This is a genomic window from Nocardia sp. NPDC058640, assembly GCF_042716995.1.
GTDB lineage: Bacteria > Actinomycetota > Actinomycetes > Mycobacteriales > Mycobacteriaceae > Nocardia.
This window is the reverse complement of sequence record NZ_JBHXRG010000003.1, coordinates 93,176-116,687: the sequence shown is the minus strand read 5'-3', so window position 1 is coordinate 116,687 and position 23,512 is coordinate 93,176. Positions and strand designations below refer to the sequence as shown.

At 66.8% G+C, this 23,512-nt stretch carries 23 protein-coding genes; 9 read left to right on the top strand and 14 right to left on the bottom strand.

All coding sequences use genetic code 11. The annotated features are described in order from the left end of the window. Positions 1-32 precede the first annotated feature (32 nt). From ACFWU5_RS06920 to ACFWU5_RS06910, 3 genes are read left to right on the top strand one after another with little or no spacing between them, the layout of a single operon-like run. The gene (locus ACFWU5_RS06920) at positions 33-1,010 is read left to right on the top strand and encodes an esterase/lipase family protein (protein WP_379242824.1); all 978 of its coding nucleotides are present in this window, start codon (positions 33-35) and stop codon (positions 1,008-1,010) included. A 9-nt stretch (positions 1,011-1,019) separates the two neighbouring features. Continuing rightward, entirely contained in the window at positions 1,020-2,465 is a 1,446-nt protein-coding gene (locus tag ACFWU5_RS06915) for an MFS transporter (RefSeq protein WP_379242826.1), read from the top strand. Between the two features lie 40 nt (positions 2,466-2,505). Beyond that, entirely contained in the window at positions 2,506-3,816 is a 1,311-nt protein-coding gene (locus ACFWU5_RS06910) for a QsdR family transcriptional regulator (protein ID WP_379242828.1), read from the top strand. On the opposite strand, the gene ACFWU5_RS06905 is transcribed toward ACFWU5_RS06910, so the two are convergent. The 3 genes from ACFWU5_RS06905 to ACFWU5_RS06895 all read right to left on the bottom strand — a co-directional run bounded on the left by ACFWU5_RS06905 (position 3,783) and on the right by ACFWU5_RS06895 (position 6,298). Beyond that, positions 3,783-5,357: an MFS transporter gene (locus tag ACFWU5_RS06905; protein WP_379243317.1), complete on the bottom strand. Its 1,575-nt coding sequence runs from the start codon at positions 5,355-5,357 to the stop codon at positions 3,783-3,785. The two genes, ACFWU5_RS06910 and ACFWU5_RS06905, sit on opposite strands and share 34 nt — an antisense overlap. A 107-nt stretch (positions 5,358-5,464) precedes the next feature. Next, positions 5,465-5,974, bottom strand: a complete 510-nt coding sequence (locus tag ACFWU5_RS06900; RefSeq protein WP_379242830.1) for a DUF4442 domain-containing protein — start codon at positions 5,972-5,974, stop codon at positions 5,465-5,467. A 150-nt stretch (positions 5,975-6,124) separates the two neighbouring features. Next, positions 6,125-6,298, bottom strand: a complete 174-nt coding sequence (locus ACFWU5_RS06895; protein WP_379242832.1) for a CsbD family protein — start codon at positions 6,296-6,298, stop codon at positions 6,125-6,127. Between the two features lie 171 nt (positions 6,299-6,469). On the opposite strand from ACFWU5_RS06895, the gene ACFWU5_RS06890 reads away from it, so the two are divergent. Continuing rightward, positions 6,470-7,480, top strand: coding sequence for a glutathione S-transferase family protein (locus ACFWU5_RS06890; RefSeq protein ID WP_379242834.1), 1,011 nt, complete (start codon positions 6,470-6,472; stop codon positions 7,478-7,480). A 3-nt stretch (positions 7,481-7,483) separates the two neighbouring features. Here ACFWU5_RS06890 and ACFWU5_RS06885 read toward each other — a convergent pair whose 3' ends face one another. After that, positions 7,484-8,404, bottom strand: a complete 921-nt coding sequence (locus ACFWU5_RS06885; RefSeq protein WP_379242836.1) for a D-alanyl-D-alanine carboxypeptidase family protein — start codon at positions 8,402-8,404, stop codon at positions 7,484-7,486. A 44-nt stretch (positions 8,405-8,448) separates the two neighbouring features. Further along, positions 8,449-9,237: an SDR family NAD(P)-dependent oxidoreductase gene (locus ACFWU5_RS06880; RefSeq protein WP_379242838.1), complete on the bottom strand. Its 789-nt coding sequence runs from the start codon at positions 9,235-9,237 to the stop codon at positions 8,449-8,451. A gap of 177 nt (positions 9,238-9,414) precedes the next feature. Between ACFWU5_RS06880 and ACFWU5_RS06875 the strand changes: the two genes are divergently transcribed. Together ACFWU5_RS06875 and ilvD are read left to right on the top strand one after the other, a co-directional pair. After that, positions 9,415-9,717 carry a hypothetical protein gene (locus tag ACFWU5_RS06875; protein ID WP_379242840.1) on the top strand — a complete coding sequence of 101 codons (303 nt, stop codon included), beginning with the start codon at positions 9,415-9,417 and terminating at the stop codon, positions 9,715-9,717. A gap of 35 nt (positions 9,718-9,752) precedes the next feature. Further along, positions 9,753-11,438 carry a dihydroxy-acid dehydratase gene (gene ilvD, locus ACFWU5_RS06870; protein ID WP_379266394.1) on the top strand — a complete coding sequence of 562 codons (1,686 nt, stop codon included), beginning with the start codon at positions 9,753-9,755 and terminating at the stop codon, positions 11,436-11,438. Here ilvD and ACFWU5_RS06865 read toward each other — a convergent pair whose 3' ends face one another. From ACFWU5_RS06865 to ACFWU5_RS06835, 7 genes are all read right to left on the bottom strand, one after another. Beyond that, complete coding sequence (locus ACFWU5_RS06865) at positions 11,439-13,232, bottom strand: AMP-dependent synthetase/ligase (RefSeq protein WP_379266536.1); 1,794 nt, start codon at positions 13,230-13,232, stop codon at positions 11,439-11,441. Further along, complete coding sequence (locus ACFWU5_RS06860) at positions 13,225-13,680, bottom strand: MarR family transcriptional regulator (RefSeq protein ID WP_379266393.1); 456 nt, start codon at positions 13,678-13,680, stop codon at positions 13,225-13,227. Before ACFWU5_RS06860 ends, ACFWU5_RS06865 begins: the two co-directional genes overlap by 8 nt. A gap of 50 nt (positions 13,681-13,730) precedes the next feature. Next, on the bottom strand, positions 13,731-14,012 hold the full coding sequence (locus tag ACFWU5_RS06855) for a hypothetical protein (protein WP_379242848.1): 282 nt from the start codon (positions 14,010-14,012) through the stop codon (positions 13,731-13,733). A 100-nt stretch (positions 14,013-14,112) separates the two neighbouring features. Next, positions 14,113-14,775, bottom strand: coding sequence for a hypothetical protein (locus ACFWU5_RS06850; RefSeq protein ID WP_379242850.1), 663 nt, complete (start codon positions 14,773-14,775; stop codon positions 14,113-14,115). Between the two features lie 88 nt (positions 14,776-14,863). Further along, positions 14,864-15,295: a hypothetical protein gene (locus ACFWU5_RS06845; protein WP_379266392.1), complete on the bottom strand. Its 432-nt coding sequence runs from the start codon at positions 15,293-15,295 to the stop codon at positions 14,864-14,866. 117 nt (positions 15,296-15,412) lie between these two features. Then, on the bottom strand, positions 15,413-18,022 hold the full coding sequence (locus tag ACFWU5_RS06840) for a LuxR C-terminal-related transcriptional regulator (protein ID WP_379242854.1): 2,610 nt from the start codon (positions 18,020-18,022) through the stop codon (positions 15,413-15,415). Between the two features lie 33 nt (positions 18,023-18,055). After that, positions 18,056-18,262 (bottom strand): hypothetical protein, encoded by a 207-nt coding sequence (locus ACFWU5_RS06835; RefSeq protein ID WP_379242856.1) that lies wholly within the window; start codon positions 18,260-18,262, stop codon positions 18,056-18,058. Positions 18,263-18,371: 109 nt separating this feature from the next. Between ACFWU5_RS06835 and ACFWU5_RS06830 the strand changes: the two genes are divergently transcribed. Further along, positions 18,372-19,748: a cytochrome P450 gene (locus tag ACFWU5_RS06830; protein ID WP_379242858.1), complete on the top strand. Its 1,377-nt coding sequence runs from the start codon at positions 18,372-18,374 to the stop codon at positions 19,746-19,748. A 30-nt stretch (positions 19,749-19,778) separates the two neighbouring features. Here ACFWU5_RS06830 and ACFWU5_RS06825 read toward each other — a convergent pair whose 3' ends face one another. Next, complete coding sequence (locus ACFWU5_RS06825; RefSeq protein ID WP_379266391.1) at positions 19,779-20,594, bottom strand: type II CAAX prenyl endopeptidase Rce1 family protein; 816 nt, start codon at positions 20,592-20,594, stop codon at positions 19,779-19,781. A gap of 140 nt (positions 20,595-20,734) precedes the next feature. On the opposite strand from ACFWU5_RS06825, the gene ACFWU5_RS06820 reads away from it, so the two are divergent. Together ACFWU5_RS06820 and ACFWU5_RS06815 are read left to right on the top strand one after the other, a co-directional pair. After that, positions 20,735-21,619 (top strand): hypothetical protein, encoded by an 885-nt coding sequence (locus tag ACFWU5_RS06820; protein ID WP_379266390.1) that lies wholly within the window; start codon positions 20,735-20,737, stop codon positions 21,617-21,619. A gap of 2 nt (positions 21,620-21,621) precedes the next feature. Beyond that, positions 21,622-22,539 carry an LLM class F420-dependent oxidoreductase gene (locus ACFWU5_RS06815; RefSeq protein ID WP_379266389.1) on the top strand — a complete coding sequence of 306 codons (918 nt, stop codon included), beginning with the start codon at positions 21,622-21,624 and terminating at the stop codon, positions 22,537-22,539. A 25-nt stretch (positions 22,540-22,564) separates the two neighbouring features. Here ACFWU5_RS06815 and ACFWU5_RS06810 read toward each other — a convergent pair whose 3' ends face one another. Beyond that, on the bottom strand, positions 22,565-23,512 hold the full coding sequence (locus tag ACFWU5_RS06810; RefSeq protein ID WP_379266388.1) for a LysR substrate-binding domain-containing protein: 948 nt from the start codon (positions 23,510-23,512) through the stop codon (positions 22,565-22,567).

Genomic DNA, 23,512 nt, shown 5'->3' with positions numbered 1-23,512 from the left:
TGTCGCAGTACAACGATGTTCTAGGAGCGCACATGTCTTCCCTGCCCCGAATCCGCCACCTCGGCCCCCTGAAACGCCTGGTCCTCGCCGCGACGCTGACCGGCCTCGCCGCCGCGGGCACCCCCGCCACCGCGCACGCCGCACCGCACTACCCCGTCCCCTACGGGCTGGTTCCGGCCGTCGCCAACTACCTCGACCGGGAATCCTCCCCACCCGGCGCCAACGACTGGAACTGCCGCCCCAGCGCGGAACATCCGGAACCGGTGGTGCTGGTGAACGGCATCACCGCCACCATGGCGGGCAACTGGCAGACCATGTCGCCGCTGCTGGCCAACAACGGCTACTGCGTGTTCGCCCTGAACTACGGCTTCGACCCCGCCGCACCGGCGCCGTTGAACCTGATCCCTGGCACGAAGACCATGCGGGAATCCTCGATCAACGAGCTCGCGCCGTTCGTGGATCGCGTGCTGGCCGCCACCGGGGCGCAAAAGGTCGACCTTGTCGGACACTCGCAGGGCACCGTGATGCCGCGCTGGTACATCAAGTTCGGCGGCGGAGCGGACAAGGTCGCCAAGTCGGTGAACCTGACCCCGCTCAATCACGGCACCCAAGCCGGTGGGCAAGGCTTGCTCGCGATCGCGTTGAAGGCGCTGGGCGTGTGGGACGACCTCGAATTGCGTTCGCAGGCTTTCGGTTTCGGCGCCAGCCTGCAGATGACGACCGGGTCGGAATACCTCGAACAGGTCAACTCCGGCGACGCCTACCCGGCCGCGATCGACTACACCTTCATCATGACCCGCTGGGATCAGGTGGTGGTCCCGCACACCAGCGGCATGGGGCCGATCGCCCCGAACGTCACCAATATCGTCCTGCAGGACCAGTGCCCGCTCACCCTGGTCGAACACGCGGGCGTCGGCGGCGATGCTGTTGCCGCACAACACATTCTCAACGCGCTCGACCCCGCGAACCGGGTCCCGGTCAATTGCTTCGGCCGCCCCCGCAACGGCTGACCCGCGACCATGACCGTACTGACGCTGTGGAATCGCCAAGTGGACCGGTACCCCACCAACGGAAAGCGGGCGACCTATCTGGCGATCACCGTCGCCGCCACCGTGGTGCTGTACTACCAACTCTATGTCCAGGGCGCGGTGGTGACGAAAGTCCTTGCCGACCTCGATATGTCGCTGAGCTACTTCATTCTCGGACAGGTCGTCGGCGGCCTGGTCGGGGTCGTCGGCTCGCTGGCGGCCGGCCTGGCCGATCGGTGGGGTCGCGCGAACCTGGTCGTCTACGGGTTGGTGGTGGTGTCGCTGCTGGTCGGCCTGGCCGCGCCCGCCGTCGACAGCGCGCTGGCCTACTTCGTGGTCTTCGGGCTGATCGCCGGGGTGGAAGGAGTCGTGCTGGTAGCCACTCCGGCGCTCATCCGTGACTTCTCGCCCCAGCTCAATCGGGCCTCGGCCATGGGGTTCTGGACGTTGGGGCCGGTGCTGGGCAGCCTGCTGGTCACCGTGATCTCGAGCAACACCCTCGACACCCATCCCCGATGGCAGTTCCAGTTCCAGGTGGCAGGCGTGGTCGGAGCGATCGTGTCGGTGATCGCGTTCGTCGGACTGCGCGAACTCGCACCGCGACTGCGCGATCAGCGCATGGTCAGCCTGCGCGACCGCGCACTGCTCGAGGCCCGCGCTCGCGCTATCGATCCCGATCAGCTCGCGCGTGGGCACTGGCGGCAGATGATGACCGCCCGCATCCTGATTCCCGCCTGGGCGATCAGTTCCTACCTGCTGTTCTACTACGTCGCGGTCGGCTTCCTGGTGCTGTTCCTGGTCACCACCTTCGGGTACAGCGATGCCCGCGCGAACGGGCTGGCCACCTGGTACTGGATCGTGAACGCCGTCAGCCTGCTGGTGTTCGGGATGCTGTCGGACCTGCTGGGCGTGCGCAAACCGTTCATGATCGTGGGCGGGTTGATCAGCGCGTTCGGTGTCGGCTGGTTCGCGGTGGCCACCGGCGACAGCGACACCGGCTACTACCGGTTCGCCGCGATCATCGTGGTGATCGCGGTCGGGTCCGGGATGACGTTCGCCACCTGGATGGCGGCGTTCACCGAAACGGTGGAGGCACGCAATCCGGCGGCCACGGTCACCGGGCTGGCGGTGTGGGGTGCGTGTGTGCGGGTGATCGTGGCGGTGTCGTTCTCCGCGCTGGTGTTCGCGATTCCGGCCGCAGGGGTGCTCGCGCACGCCGGGCCGCACTCCGATCCGGCCGAATTACACCGTGCCGCAATGGAATCACCGGGCCAGTGGCAGCGACTGTGGTGGGTGTGTCTGGCCGCGCAGCTGGTGTTCTTGCCTTCGGTGTGGCTGCTGACCGGTCGGTGGCGGCCGGCGTCGGCGCGTGCGGACACGCTGCGGCATCGGGCCGCGGTCGAGGAAGAACTGTTCAAGCTGTCGGTGCACCAGTGAACCCCGACGCCGTCGAAGTGAAACGGTAGTCTGCTGCATCATGACCAGGTCCGATTCGGAACCGGCGCTCGCCCGGCCGCGCCGTCGCTCCACGGCGGTGCGGCCGTCCGACGACACGCTGCTCGACGGGGTGCTGTCGGTGTTCGCCGCCCACGGTTTCGACAACGTCACCATGGATCAACTGGCCACCGCGGCCGAGACATCCAAGCCGACGCTGTACGCGCACTTCGGGAACAAGGATCAAGTGTTCGACGCGTGTGTGCGACGGGAAGCCGCCCGGCTGTTGGAGTGGATGCGCGAAAGCTACCGGCGCGCACAGGGTTTCGACCTGGATCGACATGTTGCGACCACCACGCGGGCACTGTTCGATTTCGCTGCCACGCACGGTGAGGGTTTTCATGTGCTGTTCGGGGCGGCGACCGCGGGACGGTCGCACGAGGTGCGCGCGGCCACCATCCAGTCGGTGACCGACACCGTGGCGGAGCTGATCCGGCACGAATACGGTGGTGCGGATCTGACGTGGGGTGCCAGTGCTGATTTCTGTGCGGCGGCGATCACCGATATCGGGGTGCGAGGGGTGCAGCAGGCGCTGGCACAGGAGCTGGATTTCACGGCGGCCGCGAATCTGACGGTCTCGATCATTGTCGCGGCCATGCGCCACTTGGACCCGGCCGCTGTGCGTGCGGTCGATGCGAGTGCGAGGACGCGTCCGGTCGATGCCGACCCGAGTATGCGTGCAGTCGAGTCCGGTGCGACGCCCGCTGAACCGTCGCCCCCTGGTACACGGGCCCTATCCCCCGCACCGCCACAAAATGACGTGCTCGACACCGCGATCAGCATCTTCCTACGCGGTGAACGACTCGAACTACACGCGGTGGCAACCGAACTCGGCATCAGCCGCACCACCATCTACCGCCGATTCGGCACCAGAGAAGACCTGCTCGGTGCCGCCATCGCCCGCCTGTTCGAGCGCGTGATCACCGCCGTCGACAACCGCTGCACCAGTCGCGGCGCACACCGCATCTCCGAGGTGTTCGACCAGGTGCTGCGCCGGTTGGCCGCGGACCCGGCGCTGCGCACCTACCTGCAGAACGAATCCCCGGCAGCACATCGGCTGGTCACCCAAGCCGACGGGGCCGTGCACCGCTGCAGTGTCACGCTGGTCGAACGGCTCATCCAACGCGCCCAAGAACACGACGACTACCGACCCCCGATCGACCGAACAACCCTGGCCTACGCCCTGGTTCGCCTGGGCGAAAGCTTCCTGTACAGCAACGCCGTCGATTCCGACGGCGACATCGACCACCTACTGCAGGTTCAAACAACCTTGCTCGGCGTGGCCCCGGTCTGATCCGAGGCCGAGTCGCGGCGACCGCGATCGAGCGCGGTGAACGCCGCCGCGGCCAGGATCATGATGGCCGAGACCAGCAGTGCCACGTCCAGGCCGTGATGGAATGCCGCCTTGCCCGCGGCGAGCACCTCGTTGACCTTCGACAGGTACTTCAGATAGGGGATGATGTCGACGCCTTCGGGGATCTTCCCCAGTTCCACGGCCTGGATGGCGTCGGGTTGCAGCGCGGTCGGCAACCCGAGTTCGTCCATGCGGGCCTTCAGGTCCGCCGACAGAAACCCGCTCACCAGCGCGCCGAGCACCGCGACACCGAACGCCGACCCGACCTGACGCATCGTATTGGTCACTGCCGCAGCCATTCCCGAGTGTTCCGCCGGCACGCCCGACATCACCGCCGAGGTCAGCGGCACCACCGCGACGCCGAAACCCAAGCCCGCCAACGCCATCGCCGCAGCCAGCGACGGATCGTGGAGTTCGCCCGACAGCATCTGCCGGGTCAGCAGAATGCCCGCCGCACCGACCACGCAACCGATGATCATCGGCATTCGCGCGCCCCGTTTGGCCACCCAGTAGCCCGCCACCAGCGAACCGATCACGATCGTGACAGCCATCGGCGCGAACACCCCCGCGGTGCGCGCACCCGAATACGACTGCATCACTTGTAGATACAGCGCCGTGAAGAAGAAGATCGAGAAGATGCCGAAGTAGACCGCGAACGCGACCACCAACGCACTGCGCACCGCGGGCAGTCGCAGGTAGCGAAAGTCCAACATCGGTGCGCGAGCCCGGGTTTCGACGAAGATGAACGCGGCCAACGCCAGACCGCCGACGGCGAACCATGCCAGCACCGACGGCGCGGTATACCCACGATCCTGCCCGGCGATCGCGGCATAGATCACCGACCCGAAAGCCGTTGCGCCCAACAGTGCTCCGGCCCAGTCGATGGGTTCGGGACGCGGGTCGGCGCTCTCGGGAACCGACCACAGCGCGGCGACCAGTGCCACCGCCGCGATCACCAGGTTGAACCAGAAGATCGACCGCCACCCGTACGCGTGCACCAGCACACCACCCAGCACCGGCCCCGCCGCCAACGCCAGACCCGACACCGCCGCCCACACACCAATTGCCTTGGCGCGCGCCCGATCATCGGGGAACACGTGCCGCAACACCGACAATGTCCCCGGTTCCGACGCCGCCGCCCCCAACCCCATGATCGCCCGCCCCGCAATCAGCACCGCGACACTGCTGGCCAACGCGGACACCACCGAACCGGCGCAGAAGATCACCAGCCCGACGATCATCACCCGCTTACGCCCCCACCGATCCCCCAGCGACCCGCCCGCCAACATCAGCCCGGCGAACACCACGGTGTAGGCGTTGACCACCCACTGCAACATCGTCACATCGGCACTGAGATCGCTGCGGATCTCCCCCAACGCCACACTCACCACCGTGGTGTCGAGAAAGGTCACGAATACCACTACAGCGACTGCGGTCAGGGCAACGCGCGGCCGCGCCACCCCGCCCCCCGCTTTACCCATCGGTCTCACGGGCACAGGGTACTGGGTGCGATCCCGCAGGTGCGAGCCGAAGTCGGTTTGCTTTGCGCGCTAGAGGTTTCGAGTGAACACGACCTGAAACAGTCGCGTCACGCGCGCAGACGTCGAACGTACAGTGTCTGGCTCGCGCGGGCGACGAGTTCGCCGTCGGCATCACGGATTTCGGTGCGATGCCCGGTGATCGACTTCTCGCCGTCGCCGGTGGCGGTTCTGATCGCGTCGACTTCTTCGGCCGACAGTTCCATGGTGCAGGTGACGGTTCCCCTACCGGGAGCGACGAATTCGATGCTGCCCGTGGTGTTCCAGATTCGGTAGCCGCGGCCGAGTTGGCCGTACGCCATGATGGCGAAGAACGGGTCCGTCATCGAATACAGGGTGCCGCCGAAGGCCGCGCGGTTGGGGCTGTTGCGGTTCCACCAGCGGACGGTGTAGGCCACGCGCACCGAAGTCCAGTCCGCCGCAAGATGTTTCACCCGCACCCCGCCGAACAGGTACGGCGGGAAGGCGTTGAACAGCGCGCGGTACAGGCGCGGTGATTCGCCGGGATACAGCACGCCCGCCGAAGGGTCCTCGGATTTCGATACGCCTGTGCTGGACATCTGTTGCGGATCCCCTCTCGAAGAGCGGGCCGAACACCCCCTGCTCGGCGACGATCATCGCACGGCCACAGCACCTGCGGTAGACGTTGCTTTCCGACCAGAAGGCCCCGGTGGTGGAAAAATCCACCACCGGGGCCCGAGGCGCAACGGTCAGTCGCGGAAGGCGTCCTTGACCTTTTCGCCCGCGTCCTTCAGGTTCGCCTTCGACTGGTCGGCGCGGCCTTCGCGCTCGAGGCGCCGGTCGTCGGTGGTCTTGCCGGTGGCTTCCTTGGCCTTGCCGGCGAGCTCTTCGGCCTTGTTTTTCGCCTTGTCCACAAAACTCATGTGTTCGTTCCTTCCAGACAGATCGCTCGACCACCTGTGTGGTCGTGGGCCGTCCGCGGGACCCATAGACGGCCTACCCGGGATCTCGAGAGGCAATCAGCGGATCGGTTCAGATTTCGACGGCCGCTCACGGAAGCAGTCGGCGACCAGTGCCTATGCGAAACTGGGGCAGTGAATGATGCGGGAGCGGGCAGCTATGTCGAACCGGGCGAATTCCGGCGCGACACCAACTACATCACCACGCGGATCACCGCCGACGGCCGTGACGGCTATCCGGTGGAACCCGGTCGGTATCGGCTGGTTGCGGCCAGGGCCTGTCCGTGGGCCAACCGCACGTTGATCGTGCGCCGCCTGCTCGGGCTGGAACCGGTGCTGTCGCTGGGTCTGTGCGGACCCACCCACGACAAACTGAGCTGGACCTTCGATCTGGACCCCGGCGAAGTCGACCCGGTCCTGGGCATTCACCACCTGCGCGACGCCTACCTGGCCCGATTCCCCGACTATCCGCGCGGGATCACCGTGCCCGCGGTCGTGGACATCGCGACCGGGCAGGTCGTCACCAACGACTACGCGCAGATGACCCTGGACTTCTCCACCGAATGGACCGAGTTCCACCGCCCCGGCGCCCCACAGCTGTATCCCGAACATCTGCGCGCACAGATCGACGAGATCAACCGAGAAGTGTTCCGCGACATCAACAATGGCGTGTACCGCTGCGGTTTCGCCGGCGACCAAGACGCCTACGACACCGCCTACACCCGACTGTTCACCGCCCTGGACCGCGTCTCCGAACGGTTGAGCACCCAGCGCTACCTGGTCGGCGACACGATCACCGAAGCCGACGTGCGCCTGTTCACCACCCTGGTCCGCTTCGATCCGGTCTACCGCGGCCATTTCAAGTGCAACCGCACCAAACTGACCGAGATGCCGGTGCTGTGGGCGTACGCGCGCGACCTGTTCCAGACCCCCGGCTTCGGCGACACTGTCGACTTCGGGCAGATCAAGGAGCACTACCACGCGGTGCACCGCGACATCAACCCCACCGGAATCATCCCCGCGGGACCTGACCTGTCGAACTGGTTGACCCCGCATCACCGCGAGGAACTGGGCGGAAGGCCGTTCGGCGACGGCACCCCGCCAGCCCCTCCCGTTCCGGCCGAACAGGTCCCCGCGATCGTCTGACGTTCAGCGCCCGGCGGGCTCCAACACGCGCAGGATCGGGTCGTAGGCCCAGTCCAACATGCGCACGGCGTCGTCTTTCGCGGCGGCGCTGCTGTGATCGGAACTGTGCAGCACGACGCCGATCAGCGGGATGCCCGCGCGGACCGTTTCGAACAGCAGGCAGTGACCGGCGGCATTGGTGTTGCCGGTTTTGATGCCGATCGTGCCCGGGTATTCCTGCAGCAGGCGGTTCGTTGTCTCCCAGTAGTGTTCGCGATTGCCGGGACCGGCGGGAACGTGAAAGTTCCTCGCGGCCACGATCTCTCGGAACAGCGGCAGGTTCATCGCACGCACAGCCAACGCGACCAGGTTGGCCGGGGTGGAGTGGGTGGAATTGTCGGTGGGGTTCGGCAGACCGCTGGGGTCGGTGAAATGCGTTCCCCCCAAACCCATTACGCGTGCGGTGTCATTCATCCGATCGAGAAAGCCCTGCTGGCCCGGCCCGAACGACTCGGCAACGGCGAAGGCGGCGTCGCACCCCGACGGCAACAGCAACGCGTACAGCAGCTGCCGCGCGGTCAGCACCTCGCCGGGCACCAAACCCGCGGTGCTTCCGTTGTGTTCGGCGCAGTACCCGGACGCCTCGTGCGGCACAGTCACCGGCCGCTCGAGATCACCACTGATGATCACCACCACCGCGGTCATCACCTTCGCGATACTGGCGATCGGCACCGGCGTGTTCGCCTCCCGCGACCACAACACCGTCCCGGTCAACCCATCCGCCAACGCCGCCCCCGACGCCTGCAACCCGCCGGGACCACTGGCCGCCCACGGCAGCAGCCCGTCAGCACTTCCCGTGGGCTGAGCGGCCGCAACCCCGTGACCAGCGGCAACGATCACAACGGAGGCAGTGACGGCGTGCAACACCTTGGCGAATGTCCGCATGGCGACATTCTGGCGCACATCCGCGCCCACCTGTGGGATTTCCGCTACGGCAGGATCGCGTCGATATACCCACCGTCGACCCGCAACGCGCCGCCGGTGGTCGCCGAGGCCTGCGTCGAGCTCAGGTAGACCACCATGTTCGCGATCTCCGACGGCTCGATCATGCGCTGGATCAACGATTGCGGACGGTGCTCGCGCATGAACTCGCGCTGCGCCTGGTCCCACGGCAACGACTTGTCGACCAGCCCGTAGACGAACTCCTCCACCCCGGCCGTGCGCGTCGGACCCGCGATGACCGAATTGACCGTGACGCCCGTTCCGGCGGCGTCCTTGGCGAATCCACGGGTCACCGCCAGCAGGGCGGTCTTGGACACCCCGTAGTGGATCATTTCCGCCGGCGTGACCACCGCGGAGTCACTGGCGATCTGAATCGCGCGACCCCAGCCCTGGTCGATCATGCCGGGCAGGTAGGTCCGGATGAGGCGGACCGCCGACAGGACATTGACCTCGAAATAGGTGCGCCATTGCGCGTCGGTGATCTCGCGCGCCGGTACTGATTCGAAAATGCCCAGATTGTTGATCAGAATGTCCACGGCGGGTAGCTCCCGCAGCAGGCGCTCGACGCCCTCCTCGGTGGTGACATCGGTGGCAACGCCGATGACATCGCCACCCGCACTACGCAATTGCGCAACAGCGGCATCCACGCGTTCACCGTTGCGCCCATTGACCACCACCCGCGCCCCACTACCGGCAAGGCCCTGCGCGATCGCCAACCCGATTCCTTGCGTGGACCCGGTCACCAACGCTGTTTTTCCGGTCAGATCGATAATCACCAGTCCACTCCTCCAGTGCGACATCGCGGCAAATAAGAACGCCTGACCTGCGCCACCCTAGTCGGCACCGGATCCCCGCCGCGAAATTCGGTTTCACCGAGCATTCGCTGGATAACCGAGAGAGAAGGTCGGTTCCCTACCGACACCGAACGAACATCACCTCGGAAGGACCCATCCATGCTGATGCTCACTCCCACCGCCATCGAAGTCGTTCGCAACATCACCTCCGGGGACGGCATCCCCGACGACGCCGGCCTGCGCATCTTCTCCGACGACGGCGCCGAGTCCTTGCAGATCGCCGTTGCCGCCGCACCCGCCGACAACGACAAGATCCTGGCCACCGACGGCTCCCGGGTCTTCCTGGACCAGCAGGCCGCGGCTTTCCTCGACGACAAGGTCCTGGACGCGGGCATCGACCCCGACAACGGCCAGAGCACCTTCATCGTCGCCACCCAGGACGAGGACACCCCCGAAAGCTGACCGGAGCGTTTCGATCGGAAACGTAGGCTTGCGGCATGACTGATGACGCCGACCGGTCGATCGACATCAAGCCACGCTCCCGTGACGTCACCGACGGGCTCGAGAAGACCGCTGCGCGCGGGATGCTGCGGGCGGTGGGGATGGGGGACGACGATTGGGTGAAGCCGCAGATCGGGGTCGCGTCCAGTTGGAACGAGATCACGCCGTGCAACCTGTCGTTGGATCGGCTGGCCAAGGCGGTCAAGGAAGGCGTGCACGCGGGGGGTGGGTTTCCGCTCGAGTTCGGGACGATCTCGGTGTCGGACGGGATCTCCATGGGGCACGAGGGGATGCATTTTTCGCTGGTCAGCCGGGAGATCATCGCTGATTCCGTCGAGACGGTGATGATGGCCGAGCGGCTGGACGGGTCGGTGCTGCTGGCCGGTTGCGACAAGAGTTTGCCGGGGATGCTGATGGCGGCCGCGCGGCTGGATCTGGCCAGTGTTTTCCTCTACGCGGGATCGACGCTGCCGGGCAATGTCGACGGCAAGGACGTCACGATCATCGACGCTTTCGAGGCGGTCGGCGCGTGCATCAAAGGGTTGATCACGCGCGACGAGGTCGATCGGATCGAGCGGGCGATCTGTCCGGGCGAAGGTGCGTGCGGTGGCATGTACACCGCCAACACGATGGCATCGGCTGCCGAGGCGCTGGGAATGAGCCTGCCCGGTTCGGCGGCACCGCCCGCACCGGATCGTCGCCGCGACGACTACGCCCGCAAGTCCGGCGAAGCGGTGGTTGCGTTGTTGCGCAAGGGAATTACCGCGCGCGACATCATGACCATGGAGGCATTCGAGAACGCGATCACCGTGGTCATGGCGCTGGGCGGGTCGACCAACGCGGTGTTGCACCTGCTGGCCATCGCGCGCGAAGCCGGTGTCGATCTCACCCTCGCCGACTTCAACCGCGTCGGCGACAAGGTGCCGCTGCTGGGCGATCTCAAGCCGTTCGGCCGCTATGTCATGAACGATATCGACAAGGTCGGCGGCATTCCGGTGGTGATGAAGGCCCTGTTGGACGCGGGCCTGCTGCACGGCGACGTCATGACGGTCACCGGCAAGACCATGGCCGAGAACCTCGCCGACATCGAACTCGGGCTCGACGGTGATGTCATCCGCGGCCTCGATCGGCCACTGCACAAAACCGGCGGACTCACCATCCTGCACGGCTCCCTGGCCCCCGAAGGCGCCGTGGTGAAAAGCGCCGGGTTCGACTCCGACGTGTTCCGTGGCACCGCACGGGTTTTCGACGGTGAACGCGCCGCCATGGACGCGCTCGAGAACGGCACGATCGTGGCCGGTGACGTGGTCGTCATCCGCAACGAAGGCCCCAAGGGCGGACCCGGTATGCGCGAAATGCTCGCCATCACCGGCGCGATCAAAGGCGCGGGCCTGGGCAAGGACGTGCTGCTGCTCACCGACGGCCGATTCTCCGGTGGCACAACAGGATTGTGCGTGGGACACGTCGCGCCCGAAGCCGTCGACGGCGGGCCGATCGCGTTCGTGCGCGACGGTGACCCGATCGTGCTCGACGTGGCCAACCGCACCCTCGACGTCGAGATCGACGACCTCGACGCCCGCAAGGTCGGTTGGCAACCGCTGCCACCCAAGTACACGACCGGTGTGCTGGCCAAGTACCGCAAGCTCGTCAGCTCCGCCGCACACGGAGCCGTCACGTCCTGATCAGCGCTGGTACATGCCCTCGATCTCGTCGGCGAAGCGTTCGGCGACCACGTGCCGCTTGACCTTCATCGTGGCGGTGAGCTCGCCGGATTCCTCGGTGAGATCACGCTCGAGCACGGTGAACTTCTTGATCGATTCGGCGTGGGAGACAGTGCTGTTGGCGTCGTCGATCGCCGACTGCACCTCGGCCAGCAGCGCCGGATCGGTGCGTAGATCGGCGGCCGACTTACCGTTGGCCGCCGCCCACGCCGACAGCGCTTCCGGGTCGAGGGTGATCAGCGCGGTGATGAACGAGCGCCCGTCGCCGACCACCACGGCCTGGGAGATCAGCGTGTGCGAGCGGATGCGGTCTTCCATCGGGCCGGGCGAAACGTTCTTGCCGCCCGCGGTGACCAGCAGGTCCTTCTTGCGGCCGGTGATCCACACGAAACCGTCCTCGTCGAGTTCACCGAGGTCGCCGGTGCGCAACCAGCCGTCGGACATCGCCGCGGCGGTGGCTTCGGTGCTGCGCCAGTAGCCGTCGAACACCACCCCGCCCGACAGCTCGATCTCGCCGTCGTCAGCGATGCGAACGGCGTTGCCGCCCAACGGTTGTCCCACCGACCCGACCTTCACCGCGCCCGGCACATTCACGCAGTGCGCGGCGGTGGACTCGGTCATGCCGTAGCCCTCGTAGATCGCGACGCCGACGCCGCGGAAAAAATGTCCCAGTCGTGGCGTCAGCGCGCCGCCGCCGGAGATGACGAACTCGCAGTCGCCACCCAGGGCCGCGCGCAGTGGCGAATAGACCAACCGGTCACACAGCGCGTGCTTGCCACGCAGCACCAGTGACGGCTTCCGCACGAATTGACCTGTGCGATCGATGTTTTCGCTCCACTGGATCGCGGTGTTCTCGGCGAATCGGAACATCGCGCCCTTGATCTTGCCGCCCTCCCGGGCCTTCTGATCGGCACCGTCGCGCACCTTTTCGAACACTCGCGGCACGCCCAGAATCGTGTGCGGGCGGAAGCGGGTGAACTGGCCGGTGATCGTTTTGAATTCCGACCAGTGCGCCTGGGTCATTCCGCCTTCGAACGCGGCCAGGGACACGGCGCGGGCCAGTACGTGGGCCAGCGGCAGGAAGGTCAGCATCCGCTGTCCCGGACGGGCGACTTCACCGATGGACGCGGTCAGGATGCCGCGCACCTCGGACAGGAAGTTGCGGTGGGTGAGCATGCAGCCCTTGGGGCGGCCGGTGGTGCCGGAGGTGTAGACCAGCGAGGCGAGGCCGTCCGCGCGCAGGCCGTCGAGGCGCTGCTGCAAGCTCTGGTCGGCAACGTCGGCGCCGTCGGCGATCAAGCGGGCTTCGGCACCCTCATCGATAACGAACGTTTCGCGCAGAGTTTCCGGTGCGCCGACGAGCAGTTTCTCGTGGCGGGGTGTTTCCACGATGGCCACCGCGGCGCCGGAATCCTCGAGGATCCACCGCACCTGATCCGCCGACGACGAGTCGTAGACCGGGACGGTGACCGCGCCCGCGGCCCAGATCGCGAAGTCCAACAGCGTCCATTCGAAACGGGTCGCCGACAGCAGCACCACCCGGTCACCGGGCTGAATTCCGTTGGCGATCAAGCCCTTTGCGACCGCGGAAACCAGTCGCGCGAACTCTTCCGCGGTGACGTCGACCCAGGTGTTCCCGGACGGACGCGAGAACAACACCCGATCCGGTGCGTTCTCGGCCTGGGTGAACACCGAGTCGACGATGGTCTCGTCGTCGGCGATGGTGAACGCGGGTGCCGCGGTGAACTCACGCATGCTGGTCTCCAGTGCTGTCATCGGGATGATGGAACCGCCGCAGCGCAGCGGCGAAGTCGGCGATTTCCTGGGTGGTCCAGTCCTGCATACGCTCGCCCAGCCGAGCCAGATCCTGCTCGATCGACGCCGCGTGCGCCCGACGCCCCAACTCGGTCAACGTCAGCGGATACCCGGCACGCACACTGCCCTCCCCCGCCATTACCCAGCCCGCGTCGATACAGGCCCGCAACTGCCGCGACACCGTCGACCGATGCACACCGAACGCCTCGGCCAACTCGGTGCCCCGACAGCCAGGATTGCGCTCGATATACGCCAGCGCCGACTGCTGCGCGAACGACGGAATCCCCGCCGAAACAGGCCGCCCCGCCACGACCTCGCGAACGATCCCCGTGAGCGCGTCATGAACCGCGACGAGCTGCGGAGACCTCCCTGCCGGATCCTGTTGCATGACGCAACTATAACCCCGAGGATTGTTGGGGTTGCGCCGAGGGGCGCCTGTCAGACCCGTCGCATGAAAGCCATGGTGTAGCAGGCGTTGTCGATTTTCCGGTCGATCACGCTCACCAACTGCCATCCCTGCGATTCCAGCATCTCCACACCATTGAGCAGGTGCACGACCGGCTCGACGACCGCCCGCTGATAATCACCCGAACCGAACAAGAAACCACCCGTTTGCGGCGAGCTCAACACCAGGTTGCGGCGCGGATAGGCCCGCAGGTCCACCGCACCGTTCAGCACGGCGATCACGTCGAAAACAGGTCCGGGCGCGGGGGCGGTCACACCATCATCGTGCTACACATCGCGAACTCGCGATACCGACGCTCCATCCTCAAGCCACCAGAGTGCATCGTCGGGACGACCCCGAGTCGGTAGCAGCCCTTCACTGGACCTCTGCGGCGTTTACGGCGGCGGATTCGGGATTCCACAGACTGCCGACCACGCCCCGGATCAGGTCCCGCAGGGTAGTTGCATGCGACGGGGCCGGAAGCGACTCCTCTGCCGCGACCTGCCGTCCCGCCACCAGTGCATTGATCACCCATGCAATAACCGCCCCGCCGAGGAGAAACGGGATCGTGAACAACACCAGCAACCGCAAAAGCCACAAATTTCCGGGTTCCAGTGACCATAGAACGGCGACTCGGACCGTCGCGCAGACGAACACAACCATCGCAGTCAACGACGCGACGACGACGAGAACAACGCCGACGTTGCTGAGATAGTTGACCCAGTTCGCTCCAGCACCGAGGGTCTCGAGCAGGATCACCCCACCAACGAACAGCCCACCCGCTACGGCTGCCCGCTTGACCAGAAACGACGAGTGCTCGGAGCGCGCAACGCGACTCAGTCGTGCGTTGACCGAGGCCGCTAGTTCTGCTCGGTTGGAAAATTCCGAGTCAGGCATGTCCTTGATGAGTTCCCAATCTCGCTTCAGATTCTCACGTCGATCGCGAGATGAGTACCGGTAGGCAACGAGCGGCGCGACCAACGAAGCGATCGCCGCCACGATTCCAACGATCAGGGTCACAGTCGGGTTAGCGGTCATAGACGGAGGGTAGATCGCCCCTCCGACATAGGTATTCGGTCAGGGTCGGCGCAAACGTCCAGTTACGCCGACCCTGTTCGTCGCGGATTCAGGGTAGGACCACGCAGCCTGAGCCGGTGTTGATGCCTGTTCCGACGGTCACGATCGTGGCCGCGGGGCCGCCACCGGAGAAGTGCACCGCTCTGATGGTGTGGATGCCTGGCGTTGCGGGGGTCCAGGTGGTTTCGGCGATTCCGGAGTTCGACGTCACGTAGTTGGGGTTGAAGCTGGCGCCGCCGCCTTCGTCGGTGAAGTAGACGATGTTGTCCAGGCCGCTCACCGCCGCGGTGACCTTGTAGCTGCAGCCCATGCCGAAACTCGTGGTGAGGCCGATGCTGAAACCCGGATCGACGGTGACGCTGATGGCGTCCGCCGACGCGGGCGGTGCGGCCAGTCCCACGGTCGCGGCGAGGGCCCCTATCGTGCTGACACCGGCTCCGATTACTCGCTGCCGACGTGTGGTGCGTGTGCGCGTGAACATTTCGGTCCCTTCTGGTTGGTGCGCCGCTGGACAGCGCCTCGCCTATCGATCCTGTGGCGAGGGCAGCACCGCGGCACGGGTAGTCCGCTACCCCACTGCGGCGACGGGCGGCGCCGACTACGTCAGCGGCAGGGTTCGGCCGAGCAGCATGTGACCGAGTTCCTCGCGGCTGACCGCTCCGGTGCGTTGCGATGCCCGGTACAGGTGGCCTTCGACGGTGCGCACGGAAACCGTAAGGCGTTGGGCTATTTCACGATTCGATAAACCTTGGGCTGCCAGGGCTACTATTTCGCGCTGTCTGCCGGTCAGCGGTTCCGGACACGACAGCGCACGGATCGCGGGGGTGAGCGCGGTCCGGCATTGTTCGGCGAGGCGGTGGGAGGTGGCCTGGGCGGTCAAGGCGGAGCCGCGCCGCTGAGCGTGGGTGAAGGCCGTGGATGCCTGGGCAGCGGCGTCCGCGGCGGCGACGGCATCGCCCATGGCTTCGTAGGAGCGGGATGCCTGTGCCAGTGCCTCGCCGTCCGCGGTCGCGAGGGCGGCGGCGTGCGCGGCTGCGGCTCGCGCGCGCGGTCCCTGCACGAGCGCGGCCAGTTCGGCCAGGCGTGCGGCCCGTGCGCAGTCGCCGAATTGGGTGGCGACCTGCAGGCACATCACCTCGTTGGCCAGCTGACCTCGCTCGCGCGCCGCGTCGGCCGCGTCGTGCAGCACCGCCACCGCGTGACTGGTCGCGCCCTCGGCGCCCACGGTCCACGCCCGCGCGACCGCTATCGCGGTGTCGGTGAATACGAAGTCCTGGTAGCGAACCGTCTCGCATTCGGCCAGCGCCGCTGCGGCGGCAGCGCTGTCGCCGGTTTCGGCGAGGGCTTCCGCCAGCCACATCAGACATGCCGCGCGCAGTCCGTCGGTGGTGTCGTAGGCGGTGGCCCCGGCCAGGGCCTCCCGTAAGGACCGGATCGCGGCATCGAGTCGGCCCAGCGCCAGGTGAGAGTGCCCGATCAGCAACGCCGTCTGCACGCGGGCCAGTCCGGGCGCGTCCAGCGCATCGGATCGAAGTTGCTGCGCACCGACCGAGGTGTCGGTGAGCAGACCTGCCAGTCGCAGTGCCCGCGCGTACAGGGCACCGATCCAGAACCGGAAGTGCGCTGTCTCGCCCGAACGGGCCGCCAGTTCGAATCCGCGGTCGGCCGCGGCGCCTGCTTCGGCGATCGCGCCGGTCGCCCCGAACGACAGCACCTGCGCGCCCAACGCCATCATCATGTGGAAATCGGGCAGTCCCGGCGTCCGAAGCGCGGTGCGGGCGGCCTCGATGGCGGCGTGTGGGCGACCCAGCACGGAGTCCGCCGACGCCCGGATGGCGGTCACGGTGGCCGCCGGTGGCACGTCTGCCGCGTCGAGGACCGCGCTGGCGTCGCGTGGTCTGCCCAGCATCCAGACCAGGTTGGCGGCGCGCAGACTGGCCACTTCGACGCGGTCGGGCTCGGGCAGCTCGGACCCGGCCAGTCGCGCGAATGCTGTTTCGGCACAACGACCTCGGGAGACCAGCATCAGCAGCTTCGCGTGCAGGATCTGGTAATCGACGCGCTCGCCCGCCTGCCAGGCCGCTTCGGCGAAGTGCACCGCCAGCGACGGGTCCAGCATTTCCAGTGCGGCGGCAGCGGCGGCGGCGAACAACTCGGGATCTGGCGGCAGGTCCGATTCCAGAGTCAGATCCGCCCTCGCGACGATCGCCTGCGGCGTGGCGCGCCCGTGCGAGGGTCCCAGTTGCGCGGCGAGCAGGCCGGCGAGTCTGCGAAAGCGCAGCGTGCTGCCTTCGGACCTGCGCACTTCACCGAACAGTGGGTGCGCCAACCTGATTCGCGGCGGATCGTCATCGGTGACGATGATCAGCCCCTGCGTTTCCGCGGCTTCGATCGCGGCGGAATTCGTCAACCGACTCAGCACCGTGGCATCCAGTGGCTCGCCCAGTGCCACGATGTCGACCACGTCGGCCACCTCGGCCGACAACGTTCCCATTCGCGAGTCGATGAGCTCACGCAACGTGCGCGACACCGTCGGTTGTCCGTGCCAGATCCACACCCCGGCACTGCGGTGCAACCGATTCGCGGTGAGTTCGCTGTCGATCAGTTCTCGCGTGTACAGCGCGTTTCCCTGGGTGAACGACCAGATCCTTCGTGCGCTGTCGGCCTCGACGGGCCCCGCGAGCACCGCTTCCAGCAGCGCCTGCAGTTCCTCGTCGCCCAGTGGCTGCAGTTCCAGCAGCGGCAGGGCTCGGTCCTTCCACAGGGCGGTGATCGCGTCCGGGGCGGGCATCCCGGTGCGCACGGTCAGCAGCACGGTGGCCAGGCGTCGAACCACGAGTTGGTGGACCAGAAACGCGGACAGGTCGTCGAGCAGGTGGGCATCGTCGACGGCCACCACGACCGCACCTGGATCGTCGGGGACGGTCAGTGCGGCGATGGCCCCGTGCACCAGTTGCATCGGGTCCGAACCCAGGTGGTGGCAGACGTCGGCGAAACATCCCAGCGGCAGCCCGCGCGCGGAAGCCGTCGCCACCGCCCAGTGCACCCGTGCATCGGTGGCGCCCAGCGCGTCGCGCGCCAAACGGGTTTTGCCCACCCCCGCGGCACCCGCGAGCACGAGCCCGGCAGTGCCGCCGTTCCCGCGGATCGCGGCCGCGGTAGTGCGCAGTTCTTCGTCGCGACCCACCAGCGGCCACGCGCTGATCATCACCGAATTATACGCGCGCGACCACGGCAGTTCCTAGCCTTTCGGATCCGCCTGCGGGCGTTGCGCGGCGGCAAGTTTGGCCTGGGCGATGGCCAGAAAAGTGGCCCAGGCCTGCGGTTCGATACCCACTTCCTGCGCGATCGCTTCGTCGTCGACACCCGCGTCTCGCAATGTCAGCGCCAGCGCGTACGGCACCGGCAACCGGTTGATCGCCGCACGCCGAGTCTGGTTGTCGCCCACGTTTCCAGGATGCGCGCGGATTCCGACGGTGGCGCGAGTGGTGCGCTACTCCTGAATGGGGTAGCGCACTACTCGTGCTCCGAGCACCGCCACGGACCAGGATCGAAGGATGAGCACAGCCACGACCGATCTGAGCACGCCGCCGACCGCATCCGGATCCTGGTTGCTGGGGTCGACCAGGGAGTTCTTTCGCGATCCGCTGGACAAATCCCTGCGTGGTTTCGACGAAGGCGGCGACGTGGTTCGGTACGTGTTCGGACTGCCCGGTCTTCGCCGCGAATATTTCATCGTCAGCGACCCCGACGGCGCCGCGCAGCTGTTGAACGCGCCGACCAACCAGAACTACCGCAAAGACAGCGGTTTCTATCAGCCGATGCGGGACATGTTCGGCAATGGGATACTCACCAGCCAGGACGACACCTGGAAACGGCAGCGACGGTTCATTCAGCCGCTGTTCACCGCCCGCAGCGTCGACGGCTATGCCGCCGTGATGGCCGAGGAAGTCGATCGCGTCGTCGCACAGTGGCGGCAGCGGCCCGACGGGGTCGTCGACGTGAGCAAGGAGATGACGCGGCTGACCCTGGCCATCGTGGCGCGCGTGCTGTTCGGTGAGGACTCCACCCGGATGGTGCCGATCGTGCGGTCGACGTTTCCGGTGCTGTGTCGCGCGGTGAAATGGCGGGGCATGTCGCCGGCACCGACGCCGTTGACCTGGCCCACGCCTGCCAACCGGCGAATTGCCCGCGCCCAGAAGCACATTCGTGCTGTCTGCGAGGAGATCATCGCGCACCGTCGCGCGGCCGACGTCGCGGGATCGGACCTGATCGGGCGCCTGGTTTCCGCTCGCGACGGCGATGATGCGCTGTCGGACAACGAAATTCGCGACCAGGTCAAGATCTTCCTGTTCGCCGGGCACGACACCACCGCGACCGCACTCACTTTCGCGCTGCATCTGCTGGGCAGCGCGCCCGAGGCCCAGGCACGAGTGCGCGAGGAAGCCGATCGGGTCCTGACCGGTTCACCCCCGACTGCCGCCGACATCCACGAGCTGACCTACACCACGATGGTGCTCAAAGAAGCCACCCGCCTCTACCCCTCGGCACCGTTTCTGTCCCGGCGCGCAGTGCGCGACAGCGACATCTGCGGCTACCACATTCCCGCCGGCGCCGACGTCACGATCTCACCGTGGGTCGTGCACCACCGCGCCGACCTGTGGCCCGACCCCTACCGTTTCGACCCGGACCGATTCGACCCCGACCTGGACAAACAACGTCACAAGTTCGCCTGGTTCCCCTTCGGGCACGGTCCCCGCGGGTGTATCGGCCAGCACTTCGCCATGCTCGAAGCCGCCCTGACCCTGGCCACCTTGGTCCGCGACTTCGAGTTCACCACCCCGCCCGGCGAGGTCGCGGTGACCTCCGATGTCGTGCTGCACCCGGTCGGCGAGGTGCCCTGTCAGGTCAGGATGAGAACACGAGTCGAGTAGCCCGCACGCGCAGGGAGTTCCGTGCCACAGTCACGCCCGAGCCGTCGATGTACTGGCCGCGTCGTACCCCGGCGTGCGTGCTCGCCACCACGAAACCAGCACAACGATGCCGACAATCGCCAGCACAATCGTGAGGAGAAACCGTGGGGCCGCGGGTAATACGGTGATGGCGAGGTCGCCGAGGATGTGGGCGATCACGAGGGGCCATACCAGTTTCACTCGGGTGTAGACGTAGTAGAGCAGCGCCATCCAGACCAGGCATTCGGCGATCTCCGCGGAGCCTTGGTAGAGGTGGAACGGGGTGCGCAGGGCGGCCAACACGAGGATCTGGGCCCACCATGGTGTGCGGAGGCGGTGCATGATTGCCAGCGGTAATGCCAGCAGCATCGTTTCCTCGATCACGCCCATGCGCAGGCTCCATTCCACCTCCTGCCAGACGCTCACCGGGGTGTCGCCGGTGGCGGAGACGCCGTGCCAGCCGGGGAGTACGCCGGTGGTCACTTTCGCGATCCATTGCGCTGCGAATGCCGCCGCGATCGCGCCGGGCCAACCCCATCGCACCGGGCGCGGGTCACGCCAGCCCAGTTCGGAGGGGCTCAGGCGCAGCCAGCGCCAGGCCAGTACCAGCGTCACGGCCGCTACCGGCCACATCAGCCATTGCGACCACTGGTACAGGGTGGAGATCGCGGCGTCGGGGTGCGGGATCCGGCGGTTCACCAAGGCGATCACGGCCACCGCGATCGAGGCACCGAAGGCGCACACGTAGCCGATCAGCTGCAAGGTCCAGGCGCGGACTGCCCAGCTTCTCGACGCGGGCGCGGGCGCGGGGGGCGTGGTGGCGGACATGGCCGACTCCGATCTCGTGTGCCCGGCGAACCGGCATAGTCACTGATTGTTTGCTGGAATCTTGACATGGATGTGCGTTCGGGGCGCGGTGGCACCTGCGGGCCCACGCGGTGACGTGCGGTCCGTGCGACAATCGCCGGGTGCACCTGTCGGAGGCCGCGGAGTTCGCCGAACGTCAGGTTGCCGGTGTTCGAGACGACCCGGATGGGCGTTTGCTGTCGCTGCGCCAGCTCTACGACGATGCCGAAACTCGTTCGTGGCGACTGCCTTTCCGCCGTGCGGCGACGGCATTCATGCAGTGGCAGTTGAATCGGGGACTGCTGCGACCGATGACCGATCCGCTGCCGGGAAGTCCGTGGTGGCGGGCGGTCAATGAGCAGCTGTTGCGCGACGGGTGGGAGGCGCGGGCGTTGGCTCGGGGCGTGGGTGGGGCGCCGTCCACGGTCAGTGTCGAACTGTGCACGCGGTTCATCGCCGAACCGACCTCGGCGAACTGGTATCGGGCGCACAATTCCAGCATCGTGGCCGGGTATCTCGCGAACCGGGCGTTGGCGCGGGACGAGAGTCGCACCGAACGGTTCTTCATGAATCTGGTGCTGGTTCGGGTGTTGTACGCCCACGCGCTGGTGTCGGCGCCGCGGCTGGCGTTGGGTTGGCTGTCGCCGGTGGCACCGGTGCTGGGCGATCCGCGGCTGGGGATGACCGGTTTGTTCCTGTCGATGTCGCGGATTCTGCCCGACCGGTATCCACTGCCCGACGACGTCGAGACCTACATCGATGACGAGCACGGCTTCGGACGCTTCCTCGATATCGGCATCATCGCGCCCCGCGTTCACCAGCTGTACGCGTGGTCGGCCACCGATCTCGGCCAACCCGAACTCGGCGCGCTGCTGTCGGGCGATGTGCCCGTGTATGCCTGGCCCGCAGAGGATTTCGCCCCCTGGTACCCGCCGCCGTCACGTGCGGCCAGAGCGGTTCGACAGTTCGTGCCTCCGGTTCGCGGCGCGCATCGGGCACGATGGTGATCATGGACCTCCGCATCTTCACCGAGCCCCAGCAGGGCGCCGATTACGACACGTTGTTGGCGGTGGCGCGTGCCACCGAAGAGCTCGGATTCGACGCGTTCTTCCGATCCGACCACTACCTCGCCATGGGCGATGCTTCAGGTCTGCCGGGGCCCACCGACGCCTGGATCACCCTGGCCGGGCTGGCCAGGGATACCTCGCGGATCCGATTGGGCACGCTGGTCACCGCTGCGACCTTCCGGCTGCCTGGGCCGTTGGCCATTCAGGTCGCGCAGGTGGATCAGATGTCGGGCGGGCGAGCCGAGTTGGGGCTTGGCAGCGGGTGGTTCGCGGCCGAACATGCCGCGTACGGAATTCCGTTCCCGGACAACAGGTTCGGGATTCTCGAAGAACAACTAGCGGTGATCACCGGGCTGTGGGAGACCAAGCCGGGCGAGACGTTCAGTTTCGACGGCACCCACTATCAGCTCACCGACTCCCCCGCCCTGCCCAAGCCCGTGCAGAATCCGGTGCCGGTGATCATCGGCGGCACCGGCAAGGTGCGCACCCCGCGTTTGGCGGCTCGGTACGCCACCGAGTTCAACATGCCGTTCGCGTCGGTTGCTGACAGCGCGGCGCAGTTCGACCGGGTGCGGGCCGCGGTGCGGGCTGCCGGACGCACCGACGAACTGATCTACTCCAATGCGCTGGTTATCTGCGTCGGACGCACCGACGCCGAGGTCGCGCGTCGGGCCGCCGCGATCGGGCGCGATGTCGACGAACTGAAAGAGAACGGGCTGGCCGGCACACCCGACGAGGTCCTGGACAAGATCGGCCGCTATCGCGAGATCGGTTCGAGTCGGATCTACCTGCAGACCCTGGATCTCACCGATCTGGATCAGCTGGAACTTATTGCCGCACAGGTGCTGTCGCAACTCTGAGGTCGGTGGCCGTTCGGTCCGTGACCTAACGGACCGTCGGCGCCTCGCTCAATGTCTCGCGCAGCACCGCCGCCTCCTGATCGAGGTGGTGCAGCAACGCTTGCAGTGCGGGGGTGCGCGTGCGGTGGGCCGCTTCGGTAGTGCCCACCGTGCGACCCACCGACGGCAACTCCACCGGCAACGCGGCCAGATGCTCGTCCCCGCGCAACACCAACTCGGGCAGCAACGCCACCATGTCGGTCTGCAACAGCAGCGCCCGCATGGTCAGAATCGACGTGCACTCCACCCGGTCCGCGGGCAGCGACAACCCCCGCTCAGCGAACAGCACACCGACCTCCCGACGCAGCGCGGTCTGCTCGACCGGCAGAATCCACGGGTACCCGAGCGTGTCGGTGAGGCTGATTTCGTCGGCCCCCGACAGCGGGTGCCCGGCGCGAACAGCGAGCCGAATGGGCTCCCGATACAGCTTCCGCTGACGCAACCCGTCCCCCTCGCCCGGAGCGGGCCCGACCCTGCCGACGATGACGTCGAGCTCACCGGCCAGCAGCGCGGGATGCAGAACGTCCAGGGTCCCCTCACGCACGATCACCGTGACCCGGGGCCGCTCCCGCTTGAGCCGCGCCACCGCACGTGGCAGTAGCACGTTCGCACCGGCCAATAAAGTGCCCACCGTCACCGTGCCGTCACGCCCCTGCCGCAGATCAGCGAGATGCTCTCCCGCCCTTCGCATTTCAGCGACCACCGCCCGGGCGTGCTCGGCCATCGCTTCGCCGTAGACGGTGGGTTGCATCCCGCGCGGCACCCGCACGAACAGCGGCACGTCAGCGATGTTCTCCAACTCGCGCAACGTCCGCGTCGCGGCAGGCTGGGTCAGGTGCAGAGTTTCCGCGGCCCGCACCACACTGCCGTGCTCGACGATCGCGACCAGCAACGTCAGGTGCCGAAACTTCAAGCGACCGTCCAGCAGGTCCAT